This is a genomic window from Pseudoalteromonas sp. NSLLW24, assembly GCF_015864725.1.
In the GTDB taxonomy this organism is placed as follows: Bacteria; Pseudomonadota; Gammaproteobacteria; order Enterobacterales; family Alteromonadaceae; genus Pseudoalteromonas; species Pseudoalteromonas arctica.
Map to the genome: position 1 here is coordinate 79933 of NZ_JADYWQ010000010.1, position 26064 is coordinate 105996.

Annotated in this window: 25 protein-coding genes; 9 read left to right on the top strand and 16 right to left on the bottom strand. The window is 40.6% G+C overall.

Annotation, left to right across the window (positions count from 1 at the left end):
- Positions 1-9 precede the first annotated feature (9 nt).
- From recG to asnC, 3 genes are read right to left on the bottom strand one after another with little or no spacing between them, the layout of a single operon-like run.
- The gene (gene recG / locus I6E72_RS12140; RefSeq protein ID WP_197112452.1) at positions 10-2091 is read right to left on the bottom strand and encodes an ATP-dependent DNA helicase RecG; all 2082 of its coding nucleotides are present in this window, start codon (positions 2089-2091) and stop codon (positions 10-12) included.
- 58 nt (positions 2092-2149) lie between these two features.
- Positions 2150-2836, bottom strand: a complete 687-nt coding sequence (trmH, locus tag I6E72_RS12145; RefSeq protein WP_007580009.1) for a tRNA (guanosine(18)-2'-O)-methyltransferase TrmH — start codon at positions 2834-2836, stop codon at positions 2150-2152.
- A 41-nt stretch (positions 2837-2877) separates the two neighbouring features.
- Positions 2878-3336, bottom strand: coding sequence for a transcriptional regulator AsnC (gene asnC / locus I6E72_RS12150; protein ID WP_002958822.1), 459 nt, complete (start codon positions 3334-3336; stop codon positions 2878-2880).
- A 197-nt stretch (positions 3337-3533) separates the two neighbouring features.
- Here asnC and asnA point away from each other — a divergent pair, with 197 nt between their 5' ends.
- Positions 3534-4529 carry an aspartate--ammonia ligase gene (asnA, locus tag I6E72_RS12155; RefSeq protein WP_197112454.1) on the top strand — a complete coding sequence of 332 codons (996 nt, stop codon included), beginning with the start codon at positions 3534-3536 and terminating at the stop codon, positions 4527-4529.
- Positions 4530-4578: 49 nt separating this feature from the next.
- On the opposite strand, the gene I6E72_RS12160 is transcribed toward asnA, so the two are convergent.
- The 5 genes from I6E72_RS12160 to gmk form a co-directional block, all read right to left on the bottom strand.
- Positions 4579-6186, bottom strand: a complete 1608-nt coding sequence (locus I6E72_RS12160) for a DUF342 domain-containing protein (RefSeq protein WP_165722212.1) — start codon at positions 6184-6186, stop codon at positions 4579-4581.
- A gap of 151 nt (positions 6187-6337) precedes the next feature.
- The gene (locus tag I6E72_RS12165; RefSeq protein WP_007580015.1) at positions 6338-6730 is read right to left on the bottom strand and encodes a RidA family protein; all 393 of its coding nucleotides are present in this window, start codon (positions 6728-6730) and stop codon (positions 6338-6340) included.
- A gap of 12 nt (positions 6731-6742) precedes the next feature.
- Positions 6743-8848, bottom strand: coding sequence for a bifunctional GTP diphosphokinase/guanosine-3',5'-bis pyrophosphate 3'-pyrophosphohydrolase (gene spoT, locus I6E72_RS12170; protein ID WP_007580016.1), 2106 nt, complete (start codon positions 8846-8848; stop codon positions 6743-6745).
- 387 nt (positions 8849-9235) lie between these two features.
- Positions 9236-9511 carry a DNA-directed RNA polymerase subunit omega gene (gene rpoZ / locus I6E72_RS12175; RefSeq protein WP_007378835.1) on the bottom strand — a complete coding sequence of 92 codons (276 nt, stop codon included), beginning with the start codon at positions 9509-9511 and terminating at the stop codon, positions 9236-9238.
- A 125-nt stretch (positions 9512-9636) separates the two neighbouring features.
- Positions 9637-10257, bottom strand: coding sequence for a guanylate kinase (gene gmk / locus I6E72_RS12180; RefSeq protein ID WP_024593430.1), 621 nt, complete (start codon positions 10255-10257; stop codon positions 9637-9639).
- Between the two features lie 515 nt (positions 10258-10772).
- On the opposite strand from gmk, the gene I6E72_RS12185 reads away from it, so the two are divergent.
- Positions 10773-12248 (top strand): NAD(P)H-hydrate dehydratase, encoded by a 1476-nt coding sequence (locus I6E72_RS12185; RefSeq protein WP_197112456.1) that lies wholly within the window; start codon positions 10773-10775, stop codon positions 12246-12248.
- Between the two features lie 13 nt (positions 12249-12261).
- Here the strand turns inward: I6E72_RS12185 and I6E72_RS12190 are convergent, their stop codons facing one another.
- The 6 genes from I6E72_RS12190 to I6E72_RS12215 form a co-directional block, all read right to left on the bottom strand.
- On the bottom strand, positions 12262-12699 hold the full coding sequence (locus I6E72_RS12190; protein WP_007580023.1) for a hypothetical protein: 438 nt from the start codon (positions 12697-12699) through the stop codon (positions 12262-12264).
- A 6-nt stretch (positions 12700-12705) separates the two neighbouring features.
- Positions 12706-13155: a VOC family protein gene (locus I6E72_RS12195; protein ID WP_197112458.1), complete on the bottom strand. Its 450-nt coding sequence runs from the start codon at positions 13153-13155 to the stop codon at positions 12706-12708.
- Positions 13156-13356: 201 nt separating this feature from the next.
- Entirely contained in the window at positions 13357-13770 is a 414-nt protein-coding gene (gene rnk / locus I6E72_RS12200) for a nucleoside diphosphate kinase regulator (RefSeq protein WP_010555031.1), read from the bottom strand.
- 194 nt (positions 13771-13964) lie between these two features.
- Entirely contained in the window at positions 13965-15611 is a 1647-nt protein-coding gene (gene groL / locus I6E72_RS12205; RefSeq protein WP_007580030.1) for a chaperonin GroEL, read from the bottom strand.
- A gap of 48 nt (positions 15612-15659) precedes the next feature.
- Positions 15660-15947 carry a co-chaperone GroES gene (locus tag I6E72_RS12210; RefSeq protein ID WP_007580032.1) on the bottom strand — a complete coding sequence of 96 codons (288 nt, stop codon included), beginning with the start codon at positions 15945-15947 and terminating at the stop codon, positions 15660-15662.
- Positions 15948-16057: 110 nt separating this feature from the next.
- Positions 16058-16534 (bottom strand): FxsA family protein, encoded by a 477-nt coding sequence (locus I6E72_RS12215; protein ID WP_121953807.1) that lies wholly within the window; start codon positions 16532-16534, stop codon positions 16058-16060.
- Between the two features lie 178 nt (positions 16535-16712).
- Here I6E72_RS12215 and cutA point away from each other — a divergent pair, with 178 nt between their 5' ends.
- The 5 genes from cutA (at position 16713) to accC (ending at position 21409) form a co-directional block, all read left to right on the top strand.
- Positions 16713-17033, top strand: a complete 321-nt coding sequence (cutA, locus tag I6E72_RS12220) for a divalent-cation tolerance protein CutA (RefSeq protein WP_007580036.1) — start codon at positions 16713-16715, stop codon at positions 17031-17033.
- Positions 17033-18868 carry a protein-disulfide reductase DsbD gene (locus I6E72_RS12225; protein ID WP_007580038.1) on the top strand — a complete coding sequence of 612 codons (1836 nt, stop codon included), beginning with the start codon at positions 17033-17035 and terminating at the stop codon, positions 18866-18868. The genes cutA and I6E72_RS12225 overlap by 1 nt, the downstream gene beginning before the upstream one ends.
- Before the next feature lie 228 nt (positions 18869-19096).
- Positions 19097-19549, top strand: coding sequence for a type II 3-dehydroquinate dehydratase (gene aroQ / locus I6E72_RS12230; RefSeq protein WP_007580040.1), 453 nt, complete (start codon positions 19097-19099; stop codon positions 19547-19549).
- Positions 19550-19586: 37 nt separating this feature from the next.
- A complete protein-coding gene (gene accB / locus I6E72_RS12235; RefSeq protein WP_024589567.1) occupies positions 19587-20042 on the top strand; it encodes an acetyl-CoA carboxylase biotin carboxyl carrier protein in 456 nt (151 codons plus the stop codon).
- Between the two features lie 26 nt (positions 20043-20068).
- Positions 20069-21409, top strand: a complete 1341-nt coding sequence (gene accC, locus I6E72_RS12240) for an acetyl-CoA carboxylase biotin carboxylase subunit (protein WP_007580045.1) — start codon at positions 20069-20071, stop codon at positions 21407-21409.
- Between the two features lie 417 nt (positions 21410-21826).
- Here accC and I6E72_RS12245 read toward each other — a convergent pair whose 3' ends face one another.
- A complete protein-coding gene (locus tag I6E72_RS12245) occupies positions 21827-22528 on the bottom strand; it encodes a FadR/GntR family transcriptional regulator (RefSeq protein ID WP_197112460.1) in 702 nt (233 codons plus the stop codon).
- Between the two features lie 193 nt (positions 22529-22721).
- Here I6E72_RS12245 and I6E72_RS12250 point away from each other — a divergent pair, with 193 nt between their 5' ends.
- Positions 22722-23480 carry an SDR family NAD(P)-dependent oxidoreductase gene (locus I6E72_RS12250; protein WP_002958845.1) on the top strand — a complete coding sequence of 253 codons (759 nt, stop codon included), beginning with the start codon at positions 22722-22724 and terminating at the stop codon, positions 23478-23480.
- A gap of 3 nt (positions 23481-23483) precedes the next feature.
- Positions 23484-24434 carry a 2-dehydro-3-deoxygalactonokinase gene (locus tag I6E72_RS12255; protein WP_197112462.1) on the top strand — a complete coding sequence of 317 codons (951 nt, stop codon included), beginning with the start codon at positions 23484-23486 and terminating at the stop codon, positions 24432-24434.
- A gap of 80 nt (positions 24435-24514) precedes the next feature.
- Here the strand turns inward: I6E72_RS12255 and glpD are convergent, their stop codons facing one another.
- Entirely contained in the window at positions 24515-26020 is a 1506-nt protein-coding gene (glpD, locus tag I6E72_RS12260) for a glycerol-3-phosphate dehydrogenase (RefSeq protein WP_165735743.1), read from the bottom strand.
- Between the last annotated feature and the right edge of the window lie 44 nt (positions 26021-26064).

Genomic DNA, 26064 nt, shown 5'->3' on the forward strand with positions numbered 1-26064 from the left:
ATAGAGTGGTTACGCTTGCGCGTAATTTTGCTTGTTACCCAACCAACGTTGAATTAGTGGGTCAACAACCTCTGGGTGTTGCTTAAGCATTTGCTGTGCAATCGGTCTTACTTGATTAAGTATGTGCTTATCGCGGGTAAGATCGGCAATTTTAAACTCGGCTAACCCTGTTTGTTTTGTACCGAGTACTTCACCAGGGCCACGAATTTCTAAATCGCGCTCAGCTATCACAAAACCATCGTTACTATCGCGTAGTACTCCTAATCGTTTTTGAGCGGTGTGAGACAGTGGTGCGTGGTATAAAAGCACGCAATGCGATGCAGTAGCGCCACGGCCAACTCGCCCACGTAACTGATGCAGCTGTGCTAAGCCTAAGCGCTCAGGGTTTTCTATAATGATTAAGCTCGCATTAGGGACATCTACACCAACTTCAATAACCGTCGTGGCAACTAAAACATGTATATTACCTGCTTTAAACTCGCTCATAATGGCTTGTTTTTCAGCTGATTTCATTCGGCCATGTACTAAGCCTACGTTTAGCTCTGGTAGCGCTTCTTTTAACTGCAGTGCGCTGTCTTCGGCGGCTTGGCATTGCAGTACTTCAGATTCATCAATAAGTGTACACACCCAATAAACTTGGCGGCCTTGCTCGTTACACGCTAATTTAACGCGGGCAATAATATCGTCTCTGCGAGTATCTGGAAGTGCTACTGTTGTGATTGGCGTACGCCCTGGTGGCAGCTCGTCAATCACAGAGGTTTCTAAGTCGGCATAGGCGGTCATAGCAAGTGTACGTGGGATAGGTGTTGCGGTCATAACTAGTTGATGAGGGTAACAATCACCAAACTTACCTTTTTCACGCAGTGATAAACGCTGGTGGACACCAAAGCGGTGTTGTTCATCAATAACGATAAGCACTAAGTTATTAAACTTAACTTCATCTTGAAATAAAGCGTGAGTACCTACAATCATTTGCGCTTCACCAGAGGCTATTTTTTCAAGTGTTGCTACGCGCTCTTTGCCTTTTGTTTTACCGCCAAGCCAAGCAACTGTTATACCTAGTTGATTAAACCACGTTGTAAAATTAACGCCATGTTGCTCTGATAAAATTTCAGTAGGAGCCATTAAAGCTACTTGAAAGCCCTGCGCAATGGCTGTTAGTGCACTAAGTGCTGCTACTAGGGTTTTACCTGAGCCTACATCGCCTTGTACTAAACGCATCATTGGATACGCGTGTTGCATGTCACCTTTAATTTCAGCAACTACGCGGCTTTGCGCATTTGTGGGTGCAAAAGGAAGTTGCTCTAAAAATTGGCTTTCTAATGTGTTTACCGGATTTAATGCCACGGCTTTAACTTGTTGCCCTTGCTCTCGTACTTTTAATAAGCTGAGGTTTTGAGCAAGTAACTCCTCAAATACAAGGCGCTGTTGAGCAGGGTGAGTACCTTGCTCTAATGCAGTTACGTCAACATCATTTGGTGGGCGGTGCAGTAATAATAAGGCGTCACTTAGCGGCATATTTGATGGCTGCCACTGTGAAGGCAGTAGTTCTTCTACTGAGTATTTATGCAGTAAATCAATAGCCTGCTCGCTTAAAGCTCTAATCGATAGTTGCTTTAAACCTTCGGTTGTTGAATAAACGGGCGTTAATGTGGTCGCTACTGGTTGCTCGTTAGAGGTATCGCTGATGCTGTATTCAGGATGACTCATTTCAAAGCCAACGCGGCCACGTCGCACTTCACCAAAACAACGTATTATTTTACCTGCACTAAATGCGTTTTTTTGTGCGGCGGTAAAATTAAAAAATCGTAATGTTAGCCTGCCAGTACCATCATTGATTTGGCAAACAAGCATGCGCCTTTTACCAAACGTAATTTGGCTTGTTTCAATTGTTGCTTCAACACTTACGTGGCTGTGCAGTGACAACTCGCTAATCGCGTATAAGCGAGTGCGATCTTCATAGCGAAGTGGCAAATGAAAAAGCATATCTTGCACAGTTAAAATACCTAGCTTTAACAAACGCTCAGCCATTTTTGGGCCGACCCCTTTGAGCTCTGTAATTGGGTATTGATTTAAGCTAGGTTTAGACAAAGTGTATCAATCTTATTATTTGTGAGTAGGCTAAGTGTACTTACAGAGCTTTAGTCCATCAAGTATGTTTTAAAGCTTGCCAAAATTGCTCGTCAGCGACTATTTCGCCGTTTTCATCAAGTGCAGGATAAGGTAATTTTTTTTGTTTACACTGCCTTGCAATAATAGGATGGCAGCCTTCAAAGTAAAGTGGGTGCTTAACTTCGGCGCTCAGCATATCTCTATTATATAAACCAGCCAGCTCACGTTGACGCTGTGCTTCAAACAATATTAGCGCAGCAGCAACCGAAACATTTAGTGATTGCACCATGCCTTGCATTGGAATAATAATATTTTGATCGGCATATTCTAGAGCTTTTTCTGAGATCCCTGTTTTTTCTTGTCCAACAATAATAGCCGTTGGCTTGGTGTAATCTACTTCTCTAAAATCAACGGCATCTTCTGATAGATGAGTCGCTAATATTTGTATTTCTGGATTGCGTTCACGCATTGCAGTAACTGCATCATCAATATTTCTATGCAGGTGCGTCTCTAGCCAGTTTTTACTGCCACCTGAGGTATTATTTGTTAGCCATTTTTGCTTTTCAGGCCATACAGCATGTACGTGATGGCAACCAACCGCATCAGCACTTCGTACTATTGCAGATAAGTTATGGTGTTTGTGCACGTCTTCTAAACACACGGTTAGGTCTGTTTGACGGCGCGAAAGTACGTCTTCGATTCTTTGATAGCGAGTTTGCTGCATGGTTATCCTCTTTTTTCGGCAATTATACGAGATTTTTACAGTTAAGGCATTACCGTACGGCTAATTGGGTTTTGTAGAGAAATAAGTGTTTCAGTTGATTGGATTGCTTCTATTGCTTGTATTTTATTAATCAGCACATCTTGTAAGTGATCAATGGACTTTGTCATTACCTTTATAAATATGCTGTAGTTACCTGTTGTGTAATAAGCCTCTACCACTTCCTCCAATGCTTCTAGCTTTATAAGCGTTTGCGGGTAATCACGTGCGTTATTTAAATTAATACCTATAAAGCAGCATACATCGTAGCCCAGCTGTTTAGTATTAATCGTTAATTGGGTGCCTGTAATGATCCCTGCTTGCTTCATTTTTTCAATTCTTACGTGAATTGTCCCTGCGCTTACATTAAATCTTTTTGCTAATTCGGCGTACGCAGTACGGGCATTTGCCATTAACGCATGAAGTATCTGTTTATCGAGATTATCGATTAAATAATTTTCCATTATATTTTTATCATAAAATTATCGAATATATGGTTTTTATACCACTTAATTGATGGTTTTTATATATTAAAGCTATTTTTGTTATGGGATATTGAATTAATCCTTTGAATCGTTACATTAACTTCATTAAGGACGCTAGTTAGATCGTTTTTTATCAATTAAGCAAGTAACAATAACTGGGAATGAGGCCAATTATTATGAGTTCACACTATGTGCAGCAACAGCAGCAAATAAGTAAAGTTAAGCAATTTTTTTCACAACAACTAGAAACCCAACTTGGGCTGGTTGAGGTTCAAGCCCCAATTTTGGCTAAGGTTGGCGACGGCACGCAAGATAACTTAAGCGGCCATGAAAACGCAGTTGCTGTAAATGTGAAAGCGATTACAGATAGCCGCTACGAAGTGGTGCATTCACTGGCTAAGTGGAAACGTAAAACACTGGCTACTTATGGCTTTAGTGTTGGTGAGGGTATTTACACTCAAATGAAGGCTTTGCGCCCAGATGAAGATTCATTAAGTCCTATTCATTCTGTATATGTTGATCAATGGGATTGGGAAAAAGTAATTAACGAAACGACAGAACGTTCGCTGGCAACACTAAAGCAAACTGTTCAATCTATTTATAAAGGAATAAAAGAGACGGAAGCTTTTGTAAGCGAGTCTTATGGTTTAACGCCATTTTTACCGGACGATATTAAGTTTGTGCACAGTGAAGAGCTACGTAAAATGTATCCTGATTTTAGTGCTAAGCAACGCGAAAAAGCCATTGCACAAGAATATGGTGCTGTATTTTTAATTGGTATTGGTGGCGCACTCGGAGATGGCAAAATTCACGATGTAAGAGCCCCAGATTACGATGATTGGTCTACGCCAACATGCGATCAATACATGGGTTTAAATGGCGATATTTTGGTATGGAACCCAGTGCTTGAAAATGCATTTGAAATATCATCAATGGGTATACGTGTAAGTCCGGAGGTTTTAAAAGCGCAGTTAAGTACAACTGGAAATGAAGACCGCTTAGAGTTTGATTGGCATAAAGCGCTACTACAAAGTAAATTTCCGCAAACGATTGGCGGTGGAATAGGGCAGTCTCGCTTGGCTATGCTATTGCTACAAAAGCAGCATATTGGCCAAGTACAAGTGGGTGTATGGCCAAGTCAAACTTATGATACGGTAAGTGGCTTACTTTAAATTGTAAAAAAGTGAGTTAATTTGAGTGCTCAATAGAGCACTCAATTTTTTAGTGTGTTTTAAACTCTATTTCAATTTTATTATTTAAAAGTTTAACGTTGCACGGAGGGTAATTGCGGATTGTTTTAAGTACTTTATCAAAAATATGAATCTCTACGCCTGAATGCAAAACAGAATTCACCGTTAAATTAGCGTCGCTAAGTAAATCGTGTAAGTCATGATCTAAGTTTGAAAGACGTTTTTCTAATTTCTCTGCTTGCTCACAATAATGTTTCTGAGTAGCGCCAATTTTAGTGATTAATATTTTCTTCTTTTCGGCATCCTTCACTAAATCAGTTTTTTCTAGCGCTGCTTGCAGCGTATCTAATTGTGCATCTGTTTTAGCTAAGTCTCTAAAGCAATTATCAGTATCCGCTGTTATTTCAGCACCAGAAGCTGCTAAATTAATAATCATTTTAGCACCTGATTCATTCCCTATTTCGCCAGCAATGAGAGTTGTTGCATCAAGTATTTCACCACCAAATATTTTACCTTTAGGTAAGTCTGGTTGGCCTACTTGCAGTAAGCGTTTAGCTTTCATTACACAATGGCTTGTTTGGCGATCAATAAAAATATTATTTGCATCGAGATAACAATACTGTGAGTGAGATACATGAATATCACCTAGCGCAATTAGCTTGCAAGAAAGTGACTTACTATCCACTTTTTGATGGCCAATAATGCCTTGTTTAACCGTGATGTTTCCGCCTGCGGTAAGCTCACCTGATTCAACTGTGCCAAATATAGTAATATCGCCTTTGGCAGTTACTTTCATCCCAGGGTCTATATTGCGAGTAACAATAACACTGCCTTGAAAGTCAATATGGCCGCTTTTTACATTTACATCTGAAATGGTAAAAATATCGTCGACACGCATACCATTATTAATTTCAACCGGAACACCAGCAATAGTAGAGACTAACTCAAGCGGATTCATTTTTGATATTTCAGTCCCTTCGCCTGCCACTAATTGTTTATTTTCTCCGGGCTTTGCGGGCAGTATGTCACCTATTACGGTAAAGCCTTCTTTACCGGGGGTTGCTGGTTGCTGGCGAATAAGCACAGAGCCAGGTTCTACGCTTGCAAGCTTGCCAAAGTCGCGCATGTCCACACTGCCATCTTCTTTGAGCTTGGGCGCTTTTAAGCGGTCTTTTAAAGTCTCTACGGTTGTTATTAGTTTAGTGGCTAAACCATCGCTTGGGAGCCTACCTTTAGCTAATATCCCTTTAACTACAGATCCCGCAGAGTGTTCAGATTGTTTTTGCAGCAGCTGTTCTAAAAAAGCTTGTTTATACCCACGCACAATGCCTGCTTTAACGAGTTGTTTTTTTGCATCTTCTAAACTTAATAACTTTCCACCTTGGGCAAGCGTTAGCTCGCCAATGGCCAGCATTTTATCGTCGCTAATTGTTACATTTAAAGTGGCATTGTGTTTTGTTGCTACAACGAGAGTTTGTTGTGTGTTTTCGTTTTTAAAAAAATCATTAATAGCGTCATGATCTATTTTACAGTCGCAAAAAGCTGACTTTTCGAGAGCCTCTAAAATAAATGCAGCGCTGGGAGGAATATGTTCTTTTACATCAAGTAAAACATTTCCATTGTTGGCAAGCTTAAACACGAGTTAATCCTTTTTTACTACTTAAGTTAAGTTTGTTTTTTAAAACACAACTACAGATTGCTAGAAATTTACTTATGAGTCAAGAAGTCAGATAAAACGAAGTGCTTAGAGGAGAATAAAGGCTATAGAGAGGCTCTATAGCCTGTAATACTTAGTTTGTAGAAGGTAGTTCCATTATTCCGTCTATTTCAACTTGTGCACCTTTTGGTAGTGCACGAACACCTAATGCAGCTCTCGCTGGGTAAGGTTGTTTAAAGTATTGGCTCATCACTTCATTTACAGTGGCGAAGTTAGATAGATCAGTTAGGTAAATATTGATTTTAACTAAATCGTGAATTTTTCCGCCTGCTTCTTCACATACCGCAGCAATATTTTTAAATACTTGATGCGTTTGCTCGCTAAAATCTTCTGAAATCATTTCCATCGTTTCTGGAACTAATGGAATTTGACCAGATAAATAAACAGCGGTACCTACTTTAACTGCTTGGCTGTAAGTGCCAATAGCTGCAGGTGCTTTGTCGGTAGAGATAAATGCTTTATTCATGTGTTTCCTATTTTATTTTTTACGATAGACTTTTTGTACATCAGGCATAACGCGAATGCGGCGCATAATGTTAGCAACGTGGATACGGTTTTTAACGGTAACCCCTAAATCTATCACGTATAAATTACTTTCTTTTTCATCGGTGGCAATTTCGACAATATTGGCTTGGGTTGTAGCGACAACATTGGTTAGCTTAGCTAACGCGCCTTGATGGTTAATAATTTCAACTCTCAGAGCTGCAATATATTCTTTTTCTGGGTTATCGTCCCATTTTACAACTAAGTATTTAGAACGCTCATTTTCCCAACCACGAATATTTTTACATTCTTGGCGGTGAACGGTCAGGCCCTTACCTTGGCTTATATGAGCCGTAATGGCATCGCCTGGTACAGGTCGGCAACACTTAGAGTAATTCACTAACATGCCTTCAGTACCAATAATGGTCGCTTTAGCTTGGCTTGTTATATCAGTTAAATCGTCATTGTCATTTTGCAATAAGCGCTTGGCAATTAACATACTCATTAAGTTACCAGAGCCAATTTCTACAAGTAATTCAAGAAGCGTAGTTAGTTCGTGCTCTTCAAGTACTCTCGCTATATTTTCATCAGCAATGCTATCTAGTTTGTTTTCGCCTAATGCCGAATCAAGTAAACGACGCCCTAAGAGCATAGCTTCTTCATGATGCTGGCTTCTAAGGTAATTACGAACACCCAAGCGTGCTTTACCAGTAACAATAAAGTTTAGCCATGTTGCATTAGGGTGGGCACCTGAGCTTGTTATTATCTCTATGGTTTGCCCTGTATCTAATGGCCTACTTAAAGGATGTGGCTTGCGATTAACGCGTGCGCCTACACAAGTGTTGCCTACATCAGTATGCACTGCATACGCAAAATCGACTGCGGTAGCGCCCATTGGTAGCTCAACAATACGCCCATCTGGTGTAAATACGTAAATTTCTTCTGGGAATAGCTCAGTTTTTACGTTTTCAATAAATTCAAACGATGAACCCGCACTTTGCTGAAGCTCTAATAAGCTTTGCATCCATTGACGGGCACGTTGCTGCGAAGTATTACCGGCACCATCACCTGATTTTTTATACATCCAGTGCGCCGCTACACCTTTGTCGGCCATCTGATCCATATCGTGAGTACGAATCTGAATCTCAACAGGTATTCCGTGTGGGCCAACTAATGAAGTATGAAGCGATTGGTAACCATTAGTTTTTGGTACAGCAATATAATCTTTAAAGCGTGTTTCTATAGGCTTATAAAGACTATGAGCCACACCTAATACGCGATAACACGTATCCATAGAATCAACTGCAATTCTAAACGCGTAAATATCCATAACTTCGTTAAATAGCAGTTCTTTATTAAGCATTTTTTTATAAATACTATATAAATGTTTCTCACGGCCTGACACAGTCGCTTTAATGCCTGACTCTTCAAGACGTGCTTCTATTTCATGTTGGATATTAGTGATAACTTCTTTGCGATTACCACGTGCTTTAGCTACTTCAGATTTAAGTGCGCGATGACGCATAGGATATAAAGCTTGAAAACCTAAGTCTTCAAGCTCATTTTTAATATCGTGAATACCTAAGCGGTTTGCTATTGGCGCGTAAATCTCAAGCGTTTCACGTGCTATTCTGCGGCGCTTATCTGGGCGCAGTGCCCCTAAAGTACGCATATTGTGCGTTCTATCAGCAAGCTTGATTAAAATAACTCGAATATCCTGAGTCATTGCCATAATCATTTTGCGGTAGTTTTCAGCTTGGAATTCTTTTTTATCTTTAAAGCTGAGCTTATCGAGCTTACTTACACCTTCAACGAGTTCTGCCACAGTTTCGCCAAAAATTTCGGCTAAATCTTGTTGGCTAAAATCAGTATCTTCAATTACATCATGCATTAGCGCGGCCATGAGCGTTTCATGGTCAAGATGCATGCCTGCAAGAATTTGGGTTACTTCTACTGGATGAGTTATGTAAGGTTCGCCACTTGAGCGAGTTTGTCCTTCATGGGCCTCTCGGGCTACCACGTAAGATTTTTGAACCAGCTCTACATCAGCAGCGGGCAAGTATTCTGAAATTTTCTTTTTAAGACCTTCAAAAAGATACATTCACACTCCAATGTTCTAGGGCCTGTTGACCTTTCAGGATTAAAATTTGTTCAATCTAGGGACGATTTAAACGCGGCGCGAGGTTTTTAGCCTAGCGGGCTAAGTAAAAATCGAGCAACAAAGAGTAAATTGCCCCTAGGCAGAACCCTTTAGGCAGCGCATGTTTTGCATTTATGCTGCGTTATCGCCTATTTATGGGGAATAACCACACTACATAGGCTCTGCCTTGCCTAAATACCAAACATACTACTGCAAATTTAACCTCGAAAGATAAACAGCCCTAGTGAAGCAAATTAGGTAAGCTACGAATATACGATGAAATGAAAGGATTGCCAACGGCTATAGTAGAAATACTGCGCCGTTGGCTAAATCAGACCGGGAGGTCGATTATTGGTTGCCACCAACAATGGCAGCAACAGCAGCTAATTCTGCTGCTTCTTGGTGTTGTTGTTCTTCACGGTCAATTAAGTCCATTGAAGCGCTATCAACTAAACCTAATTCAATTTCACGTAAAGCAACTACCGTTGGCTTATCGTTTTCAGGGTCTACTAGTGGAGTTTTACCACCAACAGCAATTTGGCGGGCACGACGAGCCGCAACTAAAATTAAGTCAAAACGATTACCAACTGCATCTACTGCATCTTCAACTGTTACGCGGGCCATCACAGCACTCCAAAAATAATTTAAAAGCAAAGACGTAGTTTACTCCAAGGAGCCACTTTCGCCAATAGCCAGTGTTCAATTTTTATCAGTTTTACTTGCCTAAGCCTAATTTAAGTAAGCTTAAATTATTTAAGCAGACTATTTAGTAAAACTTGGTGACGATCTTCTTGCGCTTTTAGTGTTAAGCGCTGAGCCATTACAATCATTTCTATGTCGGCAAGTGCGTCCTCAAAGTCATCATTAACAATTACAAAGTCGTATTCGTTATAATGTGATGTTTCAGATTGTGCTTTTGCCATACGAGAGGCAATAACCTCTGCCGAATCTTGGCCACGGTTATTTAAGCGTTGTTCTAACTCTTCTTTTGAAGGCGGTAGAATAAAAATAGTTTGTACGCTTGGCATAATTTTGCGCACTTGCTGAGCTCCTTGCCAATCAATATCTAAAAACACATCAATACCCGCATCAAGTTGCGACTCAATAGCCTGCTTTGATGTGCCGTAGTAATTATCGAATACTTGAGCCCATTCAAAAAAGTCATCTTTGGCAATAAGCGCTTTAAATTCGTCTGTAGATACAAAGTGATAATGCACACCATTTTCTTCACCTGGGCGAGGGGCGCGAGTTGTATGTGATACAGATACTTTCATGTCAGCGTGTTTTTTTAATAACGCATTGATTAAGCTTGATTTACCAGCACCAGAAGGGGCTGACAAAATAAATAAGTTACCGCGAGTTTGTGCCATGTTTTTCTCTACCTAAAAATAAACAGGCTTGGGTTACAAGTAAGCCAAGCCTTTAATTAACTGCATTGTACTTTAATTAGCTCACCTTGCTCAAGTTAGTCGTGCTCATGTTGGTCATGTCCAAATTGGCTTGGGAGTATTTTGCTAAGTTAGGGCGTGTTGATTTTTGTGGATTGAAATTTGTTCAATCTAGGGGCGACTAAATCGCGGCGCGAGGTTTGTAACCTAGTGGGCTAAGTAAAAACCGAGCAACAAAGAGTTGATCGTCCCTAGAAAGAACCCAAAGGGCAGCGCATGTTTGGTATTTATGCTGCGTTATCGCCTATTCATGGGGAATAACCACACTACATAGGCTCCGCCTTGCCTAAAAACCAAACATACTGCTGCAAATTCACCCACCAAAGTTCAACACGCCCTAGATTTTAAATAAAATTGCAGTTTAAAATTGTCAACGGAACTAGCCGCTAGATATAAGTATTTGATAAGGTGAAGTATCACCTAGTAAAGGAGCCTTTATGCTTAATAAAACCTTATTTACCGCACAACAAGTAAGAGACAACGAAGCTTTAGCTGCTAAAAATAGTCATTGTGATTTATTTACCCTAATGCAGCGTGCAGGCGAGGCTGTATATAAGCAATGGCAGTTATTTGATGCACAGCATACATTAGTCATTGTTGGCCATGGTAACAACGCTGGAGACGGTTACGTTGTAGCTAGGCTTATTATTCAATCAGGTAAAAAGGTAACAGTATGCGCAGCTGAGCCTAATAAAGTATTAACCGGTGATGCAGCAAAAGCGCAGCAGCTATGGATTGAAGCGGGTGGGGTGGTTTCTCATTTTACAAAAGATGCTCTTAATGAGTGCGATATCGTTATTGATGCGCTCCTTGGTACTGGGCTTAATAGCGCCGTGCGCGATAATTTTGCAAATATAATTAACGCGGTAAATAACAGTGGTAAGCCCGTAATAAGCATTGATATTCCATCAGGCATTGAAGCAAATACAGGACAGCCTTTAGGATGTGCAGTACAAGCGACTTCAACCGTTACTTTTGTGGGTATTAAGCAAGGGCTCACAACGACGGCAGGTAAACAATATAGCGGTAAGTTAGTATTTGATGACTTAGCAATTGGCGATGCGTTTACTTGTATCGCTCAATCATCAGGAACCCTTGTTAGTATCAATAGCTTTAAAGGAATAGCCACGCGGGCAATCAATAGTCACAAAGGCAGCCATGGCAAGCTTTTATGTGTTGGAGGCAATCAAGGTACTGCAGGTGCAATTAGGTTAAGTAGTGAAGCAGCTCTTAGAACGGGTGCTGGCATGGTAAGAGTGTATACACACGAAAGCTCAATAACGCCTATTAGTATTGGCAGACCAGAACTTATGGTAAGCAGTAATAACTTACATCAAGCGCTAGAGTGGGCAAGCTGCGTTGTTATTGGCCCAGGGCTTGGGCAAGACGAGTGGGCACAACAAACATTCGATGAAGTAATGCAATATTGCCAAAACAATAAAATGCCATTGGTTATAGATGCAGATGCCCTTAATTTACTGGCTAAGCAAGCTTCATCATACACGTTAGAGCAATGCGTACTTACTCCACATCCCGGCGAAGCTTCGCGACTGCTAAGTGTTAGCACCAGCGAAATCGAATCTGATCGTTTTAATTATGCTCGCCTTTGCGCCAAGCGCTACACCGCGACTTGTGTATTAAAAGGCGCAGGAACATTAATAGATAATGCCCAGCACACGTGGGTGTGTGAGGATGGCAACCCAGGACTGGCCGTTGGCGGCAGTGGCGATGTACTTACTGGTATTATTGGTGCCTTACTTGCTCAAGGTTTAACTATTGATGAAGCAGCACGCTATGGTGTAACACTGCATGCTAAAGCCGGTGATATCGCAAGTGAGCGAGACGGGCAAAGGGGAATGCTACCCAGTGATTTATTCGCAATTGTAAGAGAGTTAGTTAATAAAGTGACGTGAGTTTAAGCGTCACTCAACTATCAGTGTTCGGCTTTAAATTGTGGAACGTTATTGCACCCACTAAAAAGCATACACCTACATAAAGCCAAACACTGCTCGCTATAATATTCCACGTATCGGCTCGTATTAATGCAGGGATAATTATTAAGCTTCGTATGATACACAAGGTTGCAATAGCAATTAAAGCGGTTCTAGTAAGTACTATGTTACGCACTAAGCCAATTGCTGATAAGGCAAATGCAGTACAGGCAAACATGAGTCCAGCTATTGCAATACTACCTAAAGGCGCAAGGAATGTACCTTGCTGTGATGATTCTATTATTTGTATTGGGGCGCGAGCAAATATAAACCAACTAGTGCCACCCCATATACAAAGTAAATGCCATACAGCCGCTGCAGATGCAATAACTCCTGCGCTTAATAAAAATTTTGCTTTTATATTTAACAGCATTTTATCTCACTGATTATTAAGCTGTAATAAATCCCATTTTGTACCATACAAGTCTTCAAAAACCGCTACGGTGCCATAGGGTTCTACTCTAGGCTCTTCGTTAAATGTAACGCCTTTAAAAAGCATTAAATTATAATCTCGCCAAAAGTCATCGGTATGCAAAAATAAAAACACGCGACCACCCGTTTGATTACCAATAGCACTCATCTGTTCGGGCGTTGTGGCTTTAGCAAGCAGTAGATTAGTCCTGCTCGAATTAGTCCCATTTGAACAAGTCCCGTTTGAACTAGCCCCGTTTGAATTTGGAGGTGAAATTAACACCCAGCGTTTACCCTCTCCTAAATCAGTATCCTCAACTAATTCAAAATTTAGCTTTTGAGTATAAAACTCAATGGCATCGTCGTAGTCCTTAACAACTAATGCAATGCTGCCGATATGCTGTTGAACGTTAGTCATGTTTAGCTCACTCCGTACTATTAAATAAATGTGCTTTTTATCATATTTAGTAAACGATTACGCAGGGTATATGCCCGCAGTATGCAACTTAGTTATAGGTATAAATTAAACAGTATCAATCTGCTTTATAATAAAAAGCAAAACCCAGCCGAGGCTGGGTTTACTTTAAATCGATTTTTTAGTACTAAGTGCATAAAGTGTTTATCTGTGTAATTCACCAGCACGTTCTGGTTGATAGGTTACTTCTTTTATTTTTACCTTTATTAAGCCGCCACTCGGTTTAGGCCACTCAATTTCGTCGCCTTGGTTTAGCCCAAGTAATGCGCTACCAACGGGTGATAATATCGATATTTTATCGCCGCTAGAGTCACTGTTCTTTGGGTACACCAAGGTTAACGTAAATTCTTCTTTAGAAGACTCAACAATAAAGTTTACAGTTGAGTTCATCGTTACAACTGACGATGGCATATCTTTAGGTTCGACTATTGTAGCTCGTGCCAGTTCAGCTTCCAATTCTTCTTTATTAGCAAAGCTACCTGCAGGCAATGATTCCATTAAGTCATACAATCTATCTGCATCGAGTGATGAGATGATTAGTTCAGGTTTTTTATTCATCTTAATATCCTTAATAATTTTTAATAAATAAAATTAACTCTGAGTATGGCTTGGCATGCATTTAAGAAGCAAAGGGATACGCGAAGTCATTTTATTAATTAGCCACACCTGTGGCTTTTACTTTATTTGTGCCCAATAGCTAAAAACCCAGCCGAAGCTGGGTTTTTATTTGAGCTAGGTGTTTAGGGGATGATTTACATCATGCCGCCCATACCACCCATTCCGCCCATGCCACCCATATCAGCGCCACCAGCTTCATCTTTTGGGATTTCAGCTACCATTGCTTCAGTAGTGATCATTAGACCCGCAATAGACCCTGCAAACTGTAATGCAGAGCGTGTTACTTTAGTTGGATCTAGGATACCCATTTCAATCATGTCGTTGTATTCGCCAGTTGCTGCGTTGTAACCAAAGTTACCGTCGCCGCCTTTAACTGCGTTAATTACAACTGATGCTTCTTCGCCAGCGTTAGTTACGATTTGACGAAGTGGCGCTTCCATCGCACGAAGTGCAACTTTAATACCGTGGTTTTGATCTTCGTTGTCGCCAACTAAATCTACCAGCTTGCTAGCTGCACGTACAAGTGCAACGCCGCCGCCAGGTACTACGCCTTCTTCAACCGCTGCACGAGTTGCATTTAATGCATCTTCAACGCGGTCTTTTTTCTCTTTCATTTCCATTTCAGTAGCAGCACCTACTTTGATTACTGCAACACCGCCAGCTAGTTTAGCCATGCGCTCTTGTAGTTTCTCTTTATCGTAGTCTGATGTTGCTTCTTCGATTTGTGCTTTAATTTGTGAAACACGACCGCTAATACCCGCTTCTTCACCAGCACCATCAATGATTGTTGTATCATCTTTAGTGATAATTACGCGCTTAGCTGTACCTAGGTCTTCAACTGTTGCTTTTTCAAGCTCTAAGCCGATTTCTTCAGAAATAACAGTACCGCCAGTTAATACAGCGATATCTTGTAGCATTGCTTTACGACGGTCGCCAAAACCAGGTGCTTTAACTGCTGATACTTTAACAATACCGCGCATGTTATTAACTACTAATGTAGCTAGTGCTTCGCCTTCAAGGTCTTCTGCGATGATTAGTAGTGGTTTGCTTGCTTTAGCAACCGCTTCTAATGTTGGTAATAATTCGCGGATGTTAGATATTTTTTTATCTACAAGTAGAATAAATGGGTTATCTAGTTCAACAGTGCCTTTTTCTGGGCTGTTGATGAAGTAAGGAGATAAGTAACCACGGTCAAACTGCATGCCTTCAACAACATCTAGTTCGTTTTCAAGTGATTGACCTTCTTCTACAGTAATAACACCACTGTTACGGCCTACTTTTTCCATTGCTTGTGCAATGATGTCGCCAATCTCTTTATCAGAGTTAGCTGAAATAGTACCTACTTGTGCAATTGCTTTAGTATCAGAACAAGGAACAGATAACGCTTTAAGCTCTGCAACAGCAGCAATAACTGCTTTGTCGATGCCGCGCTTAAGATCCATTGGGTTCATACCCGCTGCAACAGCTTTAAGGCCTTCATTAACAATAGACTGTGCAAGTACTGTAGCGGTAGTTGTACCATCGCCGGCTGCATCATTTGCTTTAGATGCAACTTCTTTAACCATTTGTGCGCCCATGTTCTCAAACTTGTCTTCAAGTTCGATTTCTTTTGCTACAGATACACCATCTTTAGTGATAACTGGTGAGCCAAATGATTTATCTAGTACAACGTTACGGCCTTTAGGACCTAATGTAACTTTTACTGCGTTTGCCAGGATGTTTACGCCAGTTAGCATTTTAGCGCGTGCGTCACCTGCAAAAAGTACTTCTTTTGCTGCCATGTTTTAAATTCCTCTAAATTCTTAAATGTTTATAAACGAAAAGTAGGCTTAGCCTACAATGCCTAAAATATTATCTTCACGCATGATCAGGTACTCTTGACCTTCGATCTTTTCAACTTTTTCAACATATGAGCCAAATAACACAGTGTCACCGGCTTTAACTTCTAACGCTCTCACGTCACCGTTTTCTAAAACGCGACCATTACCTACGGCTACAACTTCTCCGCGAGTTGATTTTTCAGCTGCAGAGCCAGTTAATACAATACCGCCAGCAGATTTTGTTTCTTCTTCTAGACGTTTAACGATTACGCGATCTTGTAAAGGACGAATGTTCATGTTTTTTAGTTCTCCTAACAGTTTCTGAACAGTACAGAAAAAAGCTTTTCTAATTTGCATTCATTAATGGGGGTAGAGTGAAAAATTCCAAGAGAAAAAACGATAAATTTTTAATCTTTTCTCTCATATTCACCATCAATAGTAGTTGGTCGTTCCATTTGCCCTTGCTCTCGTTCAGCATGTTGCTGCCCAGCAAACGGCGATGGCCCTTGTTGCATGCCTGCGCTCATTCTAACAGTTGCTTGGCTAGCAAGGCCTGCAGCCAATTTGTTACGAATTGCAGGGGTTAATAATAGTAGCCCAAATACGTCAGTCATAATGCCAGGAGTAAGGAGTAATACACCTGCAATTACAACGCATATTCCGGTAAATAATTCTTTGGCTGGCATTTGCCCTTGCGCCATTTGCGCTTGTACGTTTTGCAGCGCACCCATACCTTGTGTTTTAACCATTTTGGCACCTAAAATCGCAGTAACAACAACAAGTGCAATTGTTGCAAATCCGCCAATCACGTCGCTTACTTGAATCAGCAAAGCGATTTCGATAATAGGGATGATAATAAACAACACAAATAAAAATCTAAACATAGCGCTCTCTAAATAATGACACTCAAAAGAGTTGATGAAATATAAATGAGGGTGACGAGGTCTCTTTTCAAGGTTAGGGCATAGGTATCGTCATTTTACTGATATTTTAGCGTCTACACATTGTATCGGCTATCAGATACTATGATGATAGACACTGTCCAATAAGTATAGGTTCATAATGACTACGCATTTTAAAATGATTTTTACGACCTGCAAAGACGAAGCAGAAGCACGCACACTTGCAAGGGCGTTGGTAGAAAAAAAACTAGCTGCTTGTGTAAATATTTTACCTAACATGGGCTCTATTTATATGTGGGAAGGCGAAGTTGCAGAAGCAACTGAAGCTAAGCTACTTATAAAAACGAAATCAGACAAAATGAACGATGTGTTTCTAACAATAAAAGAGTTACATAGCTACGAAGTGCCAGAGATTCAGGTTTTAGAAGTTTCTACGGGAAATTTGGCGTATTTTAATTGGATGGACGAGGTACTGAATTAATGCGTTTTTTCTTTTTATTGTTGGTTACATTATTAACCGTACCTGTAAAGGCTGCGACTAATAATGTGCTTGGTGATCTACTTGGGCCTCCTCAACACACTTTTTTACCTGTAGACCAAGCGTTTGTATTTGACTTTGATCAGCAAGGCAGCACCTTGTTTGTAGGTTGGGATATAGCGCCAGACTATTATTTATATAAAAAGAAAATAGAAATCATTGCCAAGGGCGCAAACATTCAAGTAGGTGACTCGGGTAGTGGCGAAATTATTGAAGATGAATTTTTTGGTAAAACAGAAGTCTTTTTTAATACCGCGAGCGTTGTTAGTAAGTTAAGTAATATCACTGAGGGAGCGGTTGTTAAAGTTCGCTATCAGGGCTGTGCAAAAGCAGGGCTTTGTTATCCACCAGAAGTGATTAGTATCCCACTTAGTGTAATTAGTGGCGCACAGATTAAAAATGTAGATCAAAATAGCGCTACAGATGAAGCGGCAACAGCGCAAAGTACATTTGCAGCACTCAACGAGCCAACTACTGAACCTACAACAAATTCAGGTGACACCGAAAAAGAACTGACTTTTACTGAGCAATTAGCCAGTCAGAGCTTAATAACTAATTTACTCATATTTTTTGCTGTTGGTGTAGGCCTTGCTTTTACGCCATGCGTATTCCCAATGTTTCCAATTTTGTCGAGCTTAATTGCGGGTCAGCAAAACCTTTCAACTAAAAAAGCGTTTGCGTTGTCGTTTGTATATATACAAGGCATGGCAGTTACCTATGCAGCACTAGGCTTAGTTGTTGCGGCGCTTGGTGGGCAAGTGCAGGGGTATTTACAGCATCCATTTGTGTTAATCAGTTTTAGTTTATTGTTTGTATTATTGGCTATGTCGATGTTTGGTTGGTACGAAATTAAACTGCCAAGCAGTATGATGAGCAAGCTAACCCAAGTAAGTAACAACCAAAAAGGCGGCAACTACGTTGGCGTATTTTTAATGGGCGTACTGTCGGGGTTAATTGCATCACCGTGTACTACTGCGCCACTGTCGGCAGCGCTCTTATTTGTAGCACAAAGTGGTGATTACTTAGTAGGTGGTTTAACGCTATACGTGCTTAGTTTAGGTATGGGGTTACCACTTTTATTACTTGGTACATCTGGTGGTAAATTACTGCCTAAAGCCGGTGGTTGGATGGAGCAAGTTAAAACCTTGTTTGGTTTTGTGATGCTCGTTGTGCCGCTTATATTACTTGAGCGACTAGTAAGCGCCGACATTATATTATTAATGGCAGGTGTGCTTGCATTAGCAACAGCACTGTACTTACATCATTGGCAAAGTAGCCAAACACAAAGCAAGTTAAAAACTGCATTATGGTTTGCTGCAACTCTATTAGTTATTACAGGCTTTACGTTAACTAAAAACTACTTTTGGCCAGTTCAAGTACAAACAGTACAGGTAAGCTCACAAAATAATGAGTTTAAACAGGTTGCTGATTTAGCAGAATTAAAAGAAGCAGTTGCACAAGCAAACGACGAAGGTCGAATGGTTATGGTCGATTTATATGCCGACTGGTGTGTGGCGTGTAAAGAGTTTGAACATTACACCTTTCCTGATGCCAAAGTGCAAAGTGAGTTTAGCCACTATCAGCTTATTCAAATTGATTTAACTGAGAGTGATAATAAAACAATTGAGCTAATGGAAGAGTACACGGTGTTTGGTTTACCTAGTATTTTGTTTTTTAATACTCAAGGACAAGAGCTTAGTACGCAGCGCGTAACGGGCTTTTTAAATGCTGAGGACTTTGCTAAACACCTAGCAGTTGTGCGCGCCAGCGCACAATAATAGTGCAATAGTGCCACTTGAATTGACTAAGTGGCACCTTCTTAATTCTTCTTATATTTGTACCCACGACACTGATAAGACCAGTATTTTGCTGCTATTTACGTCGAAATCACTATAATAGTTGGTTAACGTGAGAAATTGTTGCTACATTGCTTTTTCTGCTTACTTAAAAGTGAAAAACTAGTTAGTAACCGCTTAACTCATTACTTATAGGATATATCGCGTATTATGGCTGCAAAATTTAACCTTTTAGTTATAAATGGTCCAAATTTGAACATGCTTGGTAAACGTGAACCGGATAAATACGGTTTTCAGACGCTGAGTGAGATTATGGAGGAGCTAACCAGTGCTGCTAATAGTCTAGATGTTGAGTTAACGCATTTTCAAAGTAATAGTGAGCAAGCACTCATCGAACGAATTCACGATGCTTGGCAAGCGGTTGATTACATAATTATCAACCCAGCTGCATTTACGCATACTAGCGTCGCATTACGTGATGCACTGTTGAGTGTTGATATTCCGTTTTTTGAGGTGCACTTAAGTAATGTGCACGCACGTGAAGCCTTTCGTCATCATTCGTATTTTTCTGATGTGGCACAAGGCGTGATATGTGGATTAGGCGCAATGGGTTATCACGCAGCATTGAATGCCGCTGTGAGCCGGTTGCAAAGCGCAATTTAATTTAAATTAACACACAAACTAACAGGCGGGTCGTGTAATGGATATTCGCAAGATAAAGAAGCTTATCGAATTAGTAGAAGAATCAGGTATTGCTGAGCTAGAAATCACTGAAGGTGAAGAATCAGTACGTATTAACCGTAACAACATGAGTGCAGGCCCAGGTTACCCGCAATTTGCTCCACAGCAATATGCACCAGCGCCAGCAGCACCAGTTGCAGCGGCTCCTGTAGCTGTTGAAGCAGCACCAGCTGAGCCTACGGGTCATCAAGTTAAATCACCAATGGTTGGTTCTTTTTACTCTGCTGCGTCTCCTGAAGCTCCAGCATATGTAGAAGTTGGTCAGCAAGTTAAAGTTGGCGATACACTTTGTATTATCGAAGCTATGAAAATGATGAACCAAATTGAATCAGATAAAGCCGGTACAGTAAGAGCTATCTTAGCTGAAAATGGCGAGCCAATAGAATTTGATCAACCTCTATTCATCATTGAATAATAGCGTAACCTAAAAGGCCAACTCTAATGTTAGATAAAGTAGTCATTGCAAACCGAGGTGAAATTGCACTTCGTATATTGCGCGCCTGCAAAGAGCTTGGGATCAAAACGGTTGCTGTGCATTCAACGGCAGATCGCGATCTTAAGCATGTATTGCTTGCAGATGAAACCATCTGTATTGGTAGACCATCAGCAACTGAAAGTTATTTAGATATTCCGCGCATTATTGCTGCGGCTGAAATAACTGACGCTGTAGCGATTCATCCTGGTTACGGTTTCCTTGCAGAAAATGCTGATTTTGCCGACCAAGTTGAGCAAAGTGGTTTTGTATTTATCGGTCCTCGTGGCGACACTATTCGCCTTATGGGTGATAAAGTGTCTGCTATCGCAGCAATGCGTAAAGCCGGCGTTCCATGTGTTCCTGGCTCTGACGGTCCGGTATCAGATGATAAAGAACGCAACATGCAAATTGCTAAGCGTATCGGTTACCCGGTAATCATCAAAGCCGCTGGTGGCGGTGGTGGTCGTGGTATGCGTGTTGTTCGCAGCGAATCTGAACTTATTGATTCAATTGCATTAACACAGCAAGAAGCTAAGCAATTCTTTGGTAATAGCATGGTTTACATGGAAAAATTCCTTGAAAACCCACGCCATATCGAAGTTCAAGTATTAGCAGACGGCCAAGGTAATGCAGTACATTTAGGTGAACGTGATTGTTCTATGCAACGTCGTCACCAAAAAGTAGTTGAAGAAGCTCCAGCACCAGGAATTACTGCTGAAACGCGTAAATTCATTGGCGAGCGCTGTACACGTGCATGTATCGAAATTGGATACCGCGGTGCAGGTACGTTTGAGTTTTTATACGAAAACGGCGAGTTTTACTTCATCGAAATGAATACACGTATTCAGGTTGAACACCCTGTAACTGAAATGGTTACTGGTATCGATTTAGTGAAAGAGCAGTTAAAAATTGCAGCGGGTCAACCGTTATCATTCACTCAAGACGACGTTGTTATTCGTGGTCATGCTATTGAGTGTCGTATTAATGCTGAAGATCCTGAAACGTTTATCCCGTCACCGGGTAAAATTACACGTTTCCATCCAGCAGGTGGTTTAGGTATTCGTTGGGACAGCCATATTTACGCTGACTACACGGTTCCACCACATTACGATTCAATGATTGGTAAGTTAATTACTTACGGTGAAAACCGTGATGTAGCTATTGCCCGCGCGCGCAATGCACTTAACGAGCTAGTAATTGACGGAATTAAAACTAATACTCCTTTGCATAAGAGAATTCTTGCAGATGAAAACTTCCAAAATGGTGGTACTAACATCCACTACCTTGAGAAGAAATTAGGATTGTAATTCTAGCCTGTAAAAGGCGTTTTATCTCAGTTAGTAACCAGAGTTATTAAGCTGATTTAAATAATTAAAAATCCGATATCAGGAGACTGATATCGGATTTTTTAATGCCTGTAATTTATACCAGTTCGCTTAATTAAATGATCTATTTTGAGGGCGGAAAAACGTGTTGGTAGCTAGGCAAAAAATTCGCTATTTAGTTGTTCTCGGCAATTGCTCCTGCATTGCTCTACCTTCTGCATCCATGCAGTCGTAAATGAGAATTTTTTAACGCAGGTAGCGACACGTTTAGCCCCGCAAAATGATTAAGTATTATTGCGGATTGGTATTAAGCCTTATAGGCAATAAAAAAGTCCATCGAATGTACTGCAAAGAGTAAATTCGATGGACTCAATATTTATACAATATGTTGAAATAACATTAAACTAATTTAGATTCAATTAACTGTAGTGCTTCTTCTAAAATTGTTTCTACTGCTTTTTTAGCGCGTTCAGGATCGCGTGACTTTATGGTCTCTAAAATATCAGCGTGCTTAGCAACGTCTGCGCCCGGTACACCTTTAATGTGGTTTGTATAACGAATACTTACTCTAAGGGCAGTACTAATAAACTCAGTTAACTGCACAAAAAAGCGATTGTTACTGGCAACTAATATACTGGTATGAAAAGCAATGTCAGCTTCGAGTGGATCGTCCAAGCCTTCGTCTGCTTCAGCCATACGGGCTAAGGCGTTATCAATTTCAGCGAGTTGTTCAGCAGTTGCATTTAGTGCAGCAAGAGCGGCTGCTTGTGGTTCAAGGGCAACGCGTACTTGAGTAAATTCTTTTAATAATGAAAGTGATGGCTTGCTGCTTAAAATCCAACGTAGTACGTCGGTGTCAAACATGTTCCAGCTGCTTTCAGGTAATACACGAATACCTTGCTTAGGACGCGATGAAATTAACCCTTTAGCTGAGAGCATTTTTACCGCTTCGCGGGTGGCGCTGCGACTTACATCATACTTTACACATAAATCGGCTTCAGAAGGCAGGCCTTCGCTTACAGGGTAAACACCACGCACAATAGCAAAACCCAAATCGTGGGTTAATTGTTGTGTTAAATTTTGACGGGGTTGGCTTTTCATTGCGCAGGATTCCGAGTTGATATATTGCTTTATTATATATCATATATCATATTAATGTACTCAAGGATATGATATAAACTTTTAATTAGCTAAATATTTTAACACAGCAATAACAGCTTAGTTTGGCTCTTTATAGTGTAAGTTTATAAAGAGTTTAAATGAAATTGAAAATGCGCTGTATGGAGAGTTGAATTTGAACACCCTAGCTCAATATCATAGTCTTTCTGGTAAAGTTATTTTTATTACTGGTGGTGCATCAGGCATCGGCAGAGCAATGGTTAAGTCCTTTGTAAACCAAAATGCAAAAGTAGCATTTATAGATATTGATGATAAGGCAGCGCAATCGCTTATTCGTGATTTACCCAATGCAAAACTATGGTATAGGCAAGTTGATGTAACTGACTCTCATGCACTTCAGCAATCACTTGTGGATGCATGCGCCGCTTTTGGTGCCATTAATGTACTAGTTAATAATGTAGCGAACGACCGCCGCCAAGCGAGCGAAGACGTTACGGTGCAAGACTGGGATCAGTGCTTACAAATAAACTTAAACCCTGCATTTTTTGCTTCTCAAGTTGCTATGTCTTTTATGAAAGGCGATGGAGCCGGCAGTATCATTAACTTTAGCTCTATTAACGCGATTATGGGCCAGCCACAAATGGCAGGCTATGTAACCGCAAAAGCAGGGCTAATTGGCATGACTAAGGCATTGGCTCGCGATTACGGCGAGTTTGGTATTCGCGTTAACGCTATTTTACCTGGATGGGTTGCTACCGACCGTCAACTAGCAAGTTGGTTTACCGAAGAAGAGCAAGTTAAGTGGATGGAAGCCATGGCGCTTAAAAAATTAGTAACCCCTGAAGATGTTGCTAATTTGGCACTCTTTTTAGCCGCCGATGAAAGCAGTATGATCACCGGGCAGAGTATTAAAATCGACGGTGGGAGGCTTTAAAGCTTGGCTAATTCATCTCTTTTTATTGCTGTTGACTGGGGCACGAGCCATTTACGTGCTTATTTGTGCGAAGTACATGCGCAATCAACACTTAAATTACTAGCACAGCGTGATGGCCCAGGAGTTGTTAAGGCGAATCAAAATTTTGAGCAAACCCTAATCGACACCATTGCAGTGTGGAAGCAAGAATATGGCAGTTTACCTATATATATTGCAGGGCAAATTACCTCAAGCATCGGCTGGCACGAAACGCCATATTTAGAATGCCCAATTAATCCTGAAGGGCTACTTAATGCTGCGGTTAGCTTTGATTGCGATGGACATATTATTAAAGCGTTACCTGGCACAAAGTGTACGCTGCAAAATAGCTTATTTGATGTAATGCGCGGCGAAGAGCTGCAAATTTTAGGGTTTTTAAAACAAAATCCAGAGTATCAACAAGGTAAAATATTATTATGTTTACCTGGTACACATACTAAATGGGTGCTTATAAACAACGGCGAAATCATTTGCTTTAAAACAGCCATGACCGGCGAGTTATATGATTTGTTATGTCATCAAAGTGTTTTAATTCCTAACGACTGCGCAGAAGGTGATTTTGATTTTAAAGCATTTGAGCAAGGCTGTGAGCTAACTTTAGGTAGTGATAGCGGTAACTTGGCACATGGTATTTTTAGTGTGCGTACACGCCAGCTTTCAAAGGAGTTAACGCCAGTACAAGCTAAAGCCTATTTGTCGGGTGTATTAATTGGCAGTGATGTACGAGCAGCTCGCCATGCTAGCGAATGGCAATTATTGAGTGATACACAAGTTGTGGTGATTGGCACAAAGCAGCTTAATAAGTGTTTTACCACAGCGCTTAAACAAATTGGTGTTAAGTGTGTTGAGTTTGATATTAAAACAGCCACGCTAAGCGGCTTTAATTACTTATTTAATTTAGAGTCAAAAAAATAAACCCCTCTATAATAATTAAATTATAAAGGGGTTGCACGGGAAGTTTTTAGGACTATAACAGCCAATTACTTTAGCGGTTATTAAGCAATTTTAGCCGCTTTGCTTTGCTCAATATAATCATTAAGCGCAGCAACTTGTGCCTCATTAAAACGTAGTCCTAATTTGCTGCGGCGCCATAAAATATTGTATGCGTTTTCTGCCCACTCTTCATTTAGCAAGTAATCTACTTCTGCTGCAAATAAACCATGGCCAAAATCTTGGCCTAAATCACTCAACCCAGTTGCACTACCTAATATATGTTTAGCACGAGTACCATAAGTGCGTACAAAACGTTTAAGTGTTATTTCAGGTAGCCATTCGTATTTTGCTTTTAGCTCTGATTTAAGTGCTTCTACAGAGCTAAAATCACCACCAGGGAGCGAGCTATGCTTGGTCCACGCTTTGCTCATTTGTGGGTAAAAGTCTTCAAGCTTATTAACCGCAGCTTCGGCAAGTTTGCGATAAGTTGTAATTTTTCCACCAAACACACTCAGTAGAGGTGTTTGCTTAGCATCACTCGAAAGCTCTAATTTATAATCGCGAGTAACGGCTTGTGCATTAACTGATTCGTCATCAAGTAATGGGCGTACACCTGAAAAGGTATGTACTATGTCTTCGCGTTTAATCGGTTGTTTAAAGTAGGTATTAGTAATATCAATTAAGTAATCAATTTCTTCATCACTAATTTTAACGTCTTGTGCTTCACCTTTGTGTTCTACATCGGTTGTGCCAATAAGTGAGAAGTCATCTTCAAACGGAATAACAAACACAATGCGCTGATCTTTATTTTGTAAAATATAAGCTTGTTTCTCATCGTGAATGCGAGGCACTACAATGTGACTACCTTTTACAAGGCGAATATTTTGTGGTGATTTTTCTGTTAGGGCTTCATCAAATAATTTAGCTACCCAAGGACCCGCAGCATTAACAATGCCTTTGGCAGAAATGGTGTATTTAGCTTTACTCTTTTGCTGCTCAAGCGTTACCTGCCATTTACCTTGCTCACGTTTAGCATTTACACACTTAGTTTGTGTGGTAATAACGGCGCCTTTTTCCTGCGCTGCAAGGGCGTTTAAAACGACTAAGCGAGAATCGTCAACCCAGCCATCAGAGTATTCAAACCCTTTGGTAATAGAGGGTTCTAAAACACTATTTTCGCCAAATTTAATGCTTCGAGAACCCGCTAGTGTTTCGCGTTTCGCTAGGTTGTCATACATAAACAAACCAATGCGAATCATCCACGCAGGGCGTAAATGCTTTTGATGCGGCAATCTAAAGGTTAGCGGCCACATAATATGAGGTGCGTTTTTAAGTAGCACTTCTCGCTCTGCTAGGGCTTCTTTTACTAATCTAAATTCGTAATGCTCAAGGTAGCGCAGACCACCGTGGATCAGCTTAGAACTGTTTGAAGATGTTGCACAGGCAAGGTCTGATTGTTCGCACAAGAGTACTTTTAATCCTCTGCCTGCTGCATCAGCTGCTATTCCAGTGCCGTTTACACCGCCACCGATGACTAGTAAGTCATATTCGTTATCTGCTAATTCCACCGAGCTAACCTTTTTATTTGTAATATAAATAAGACATAAGCATC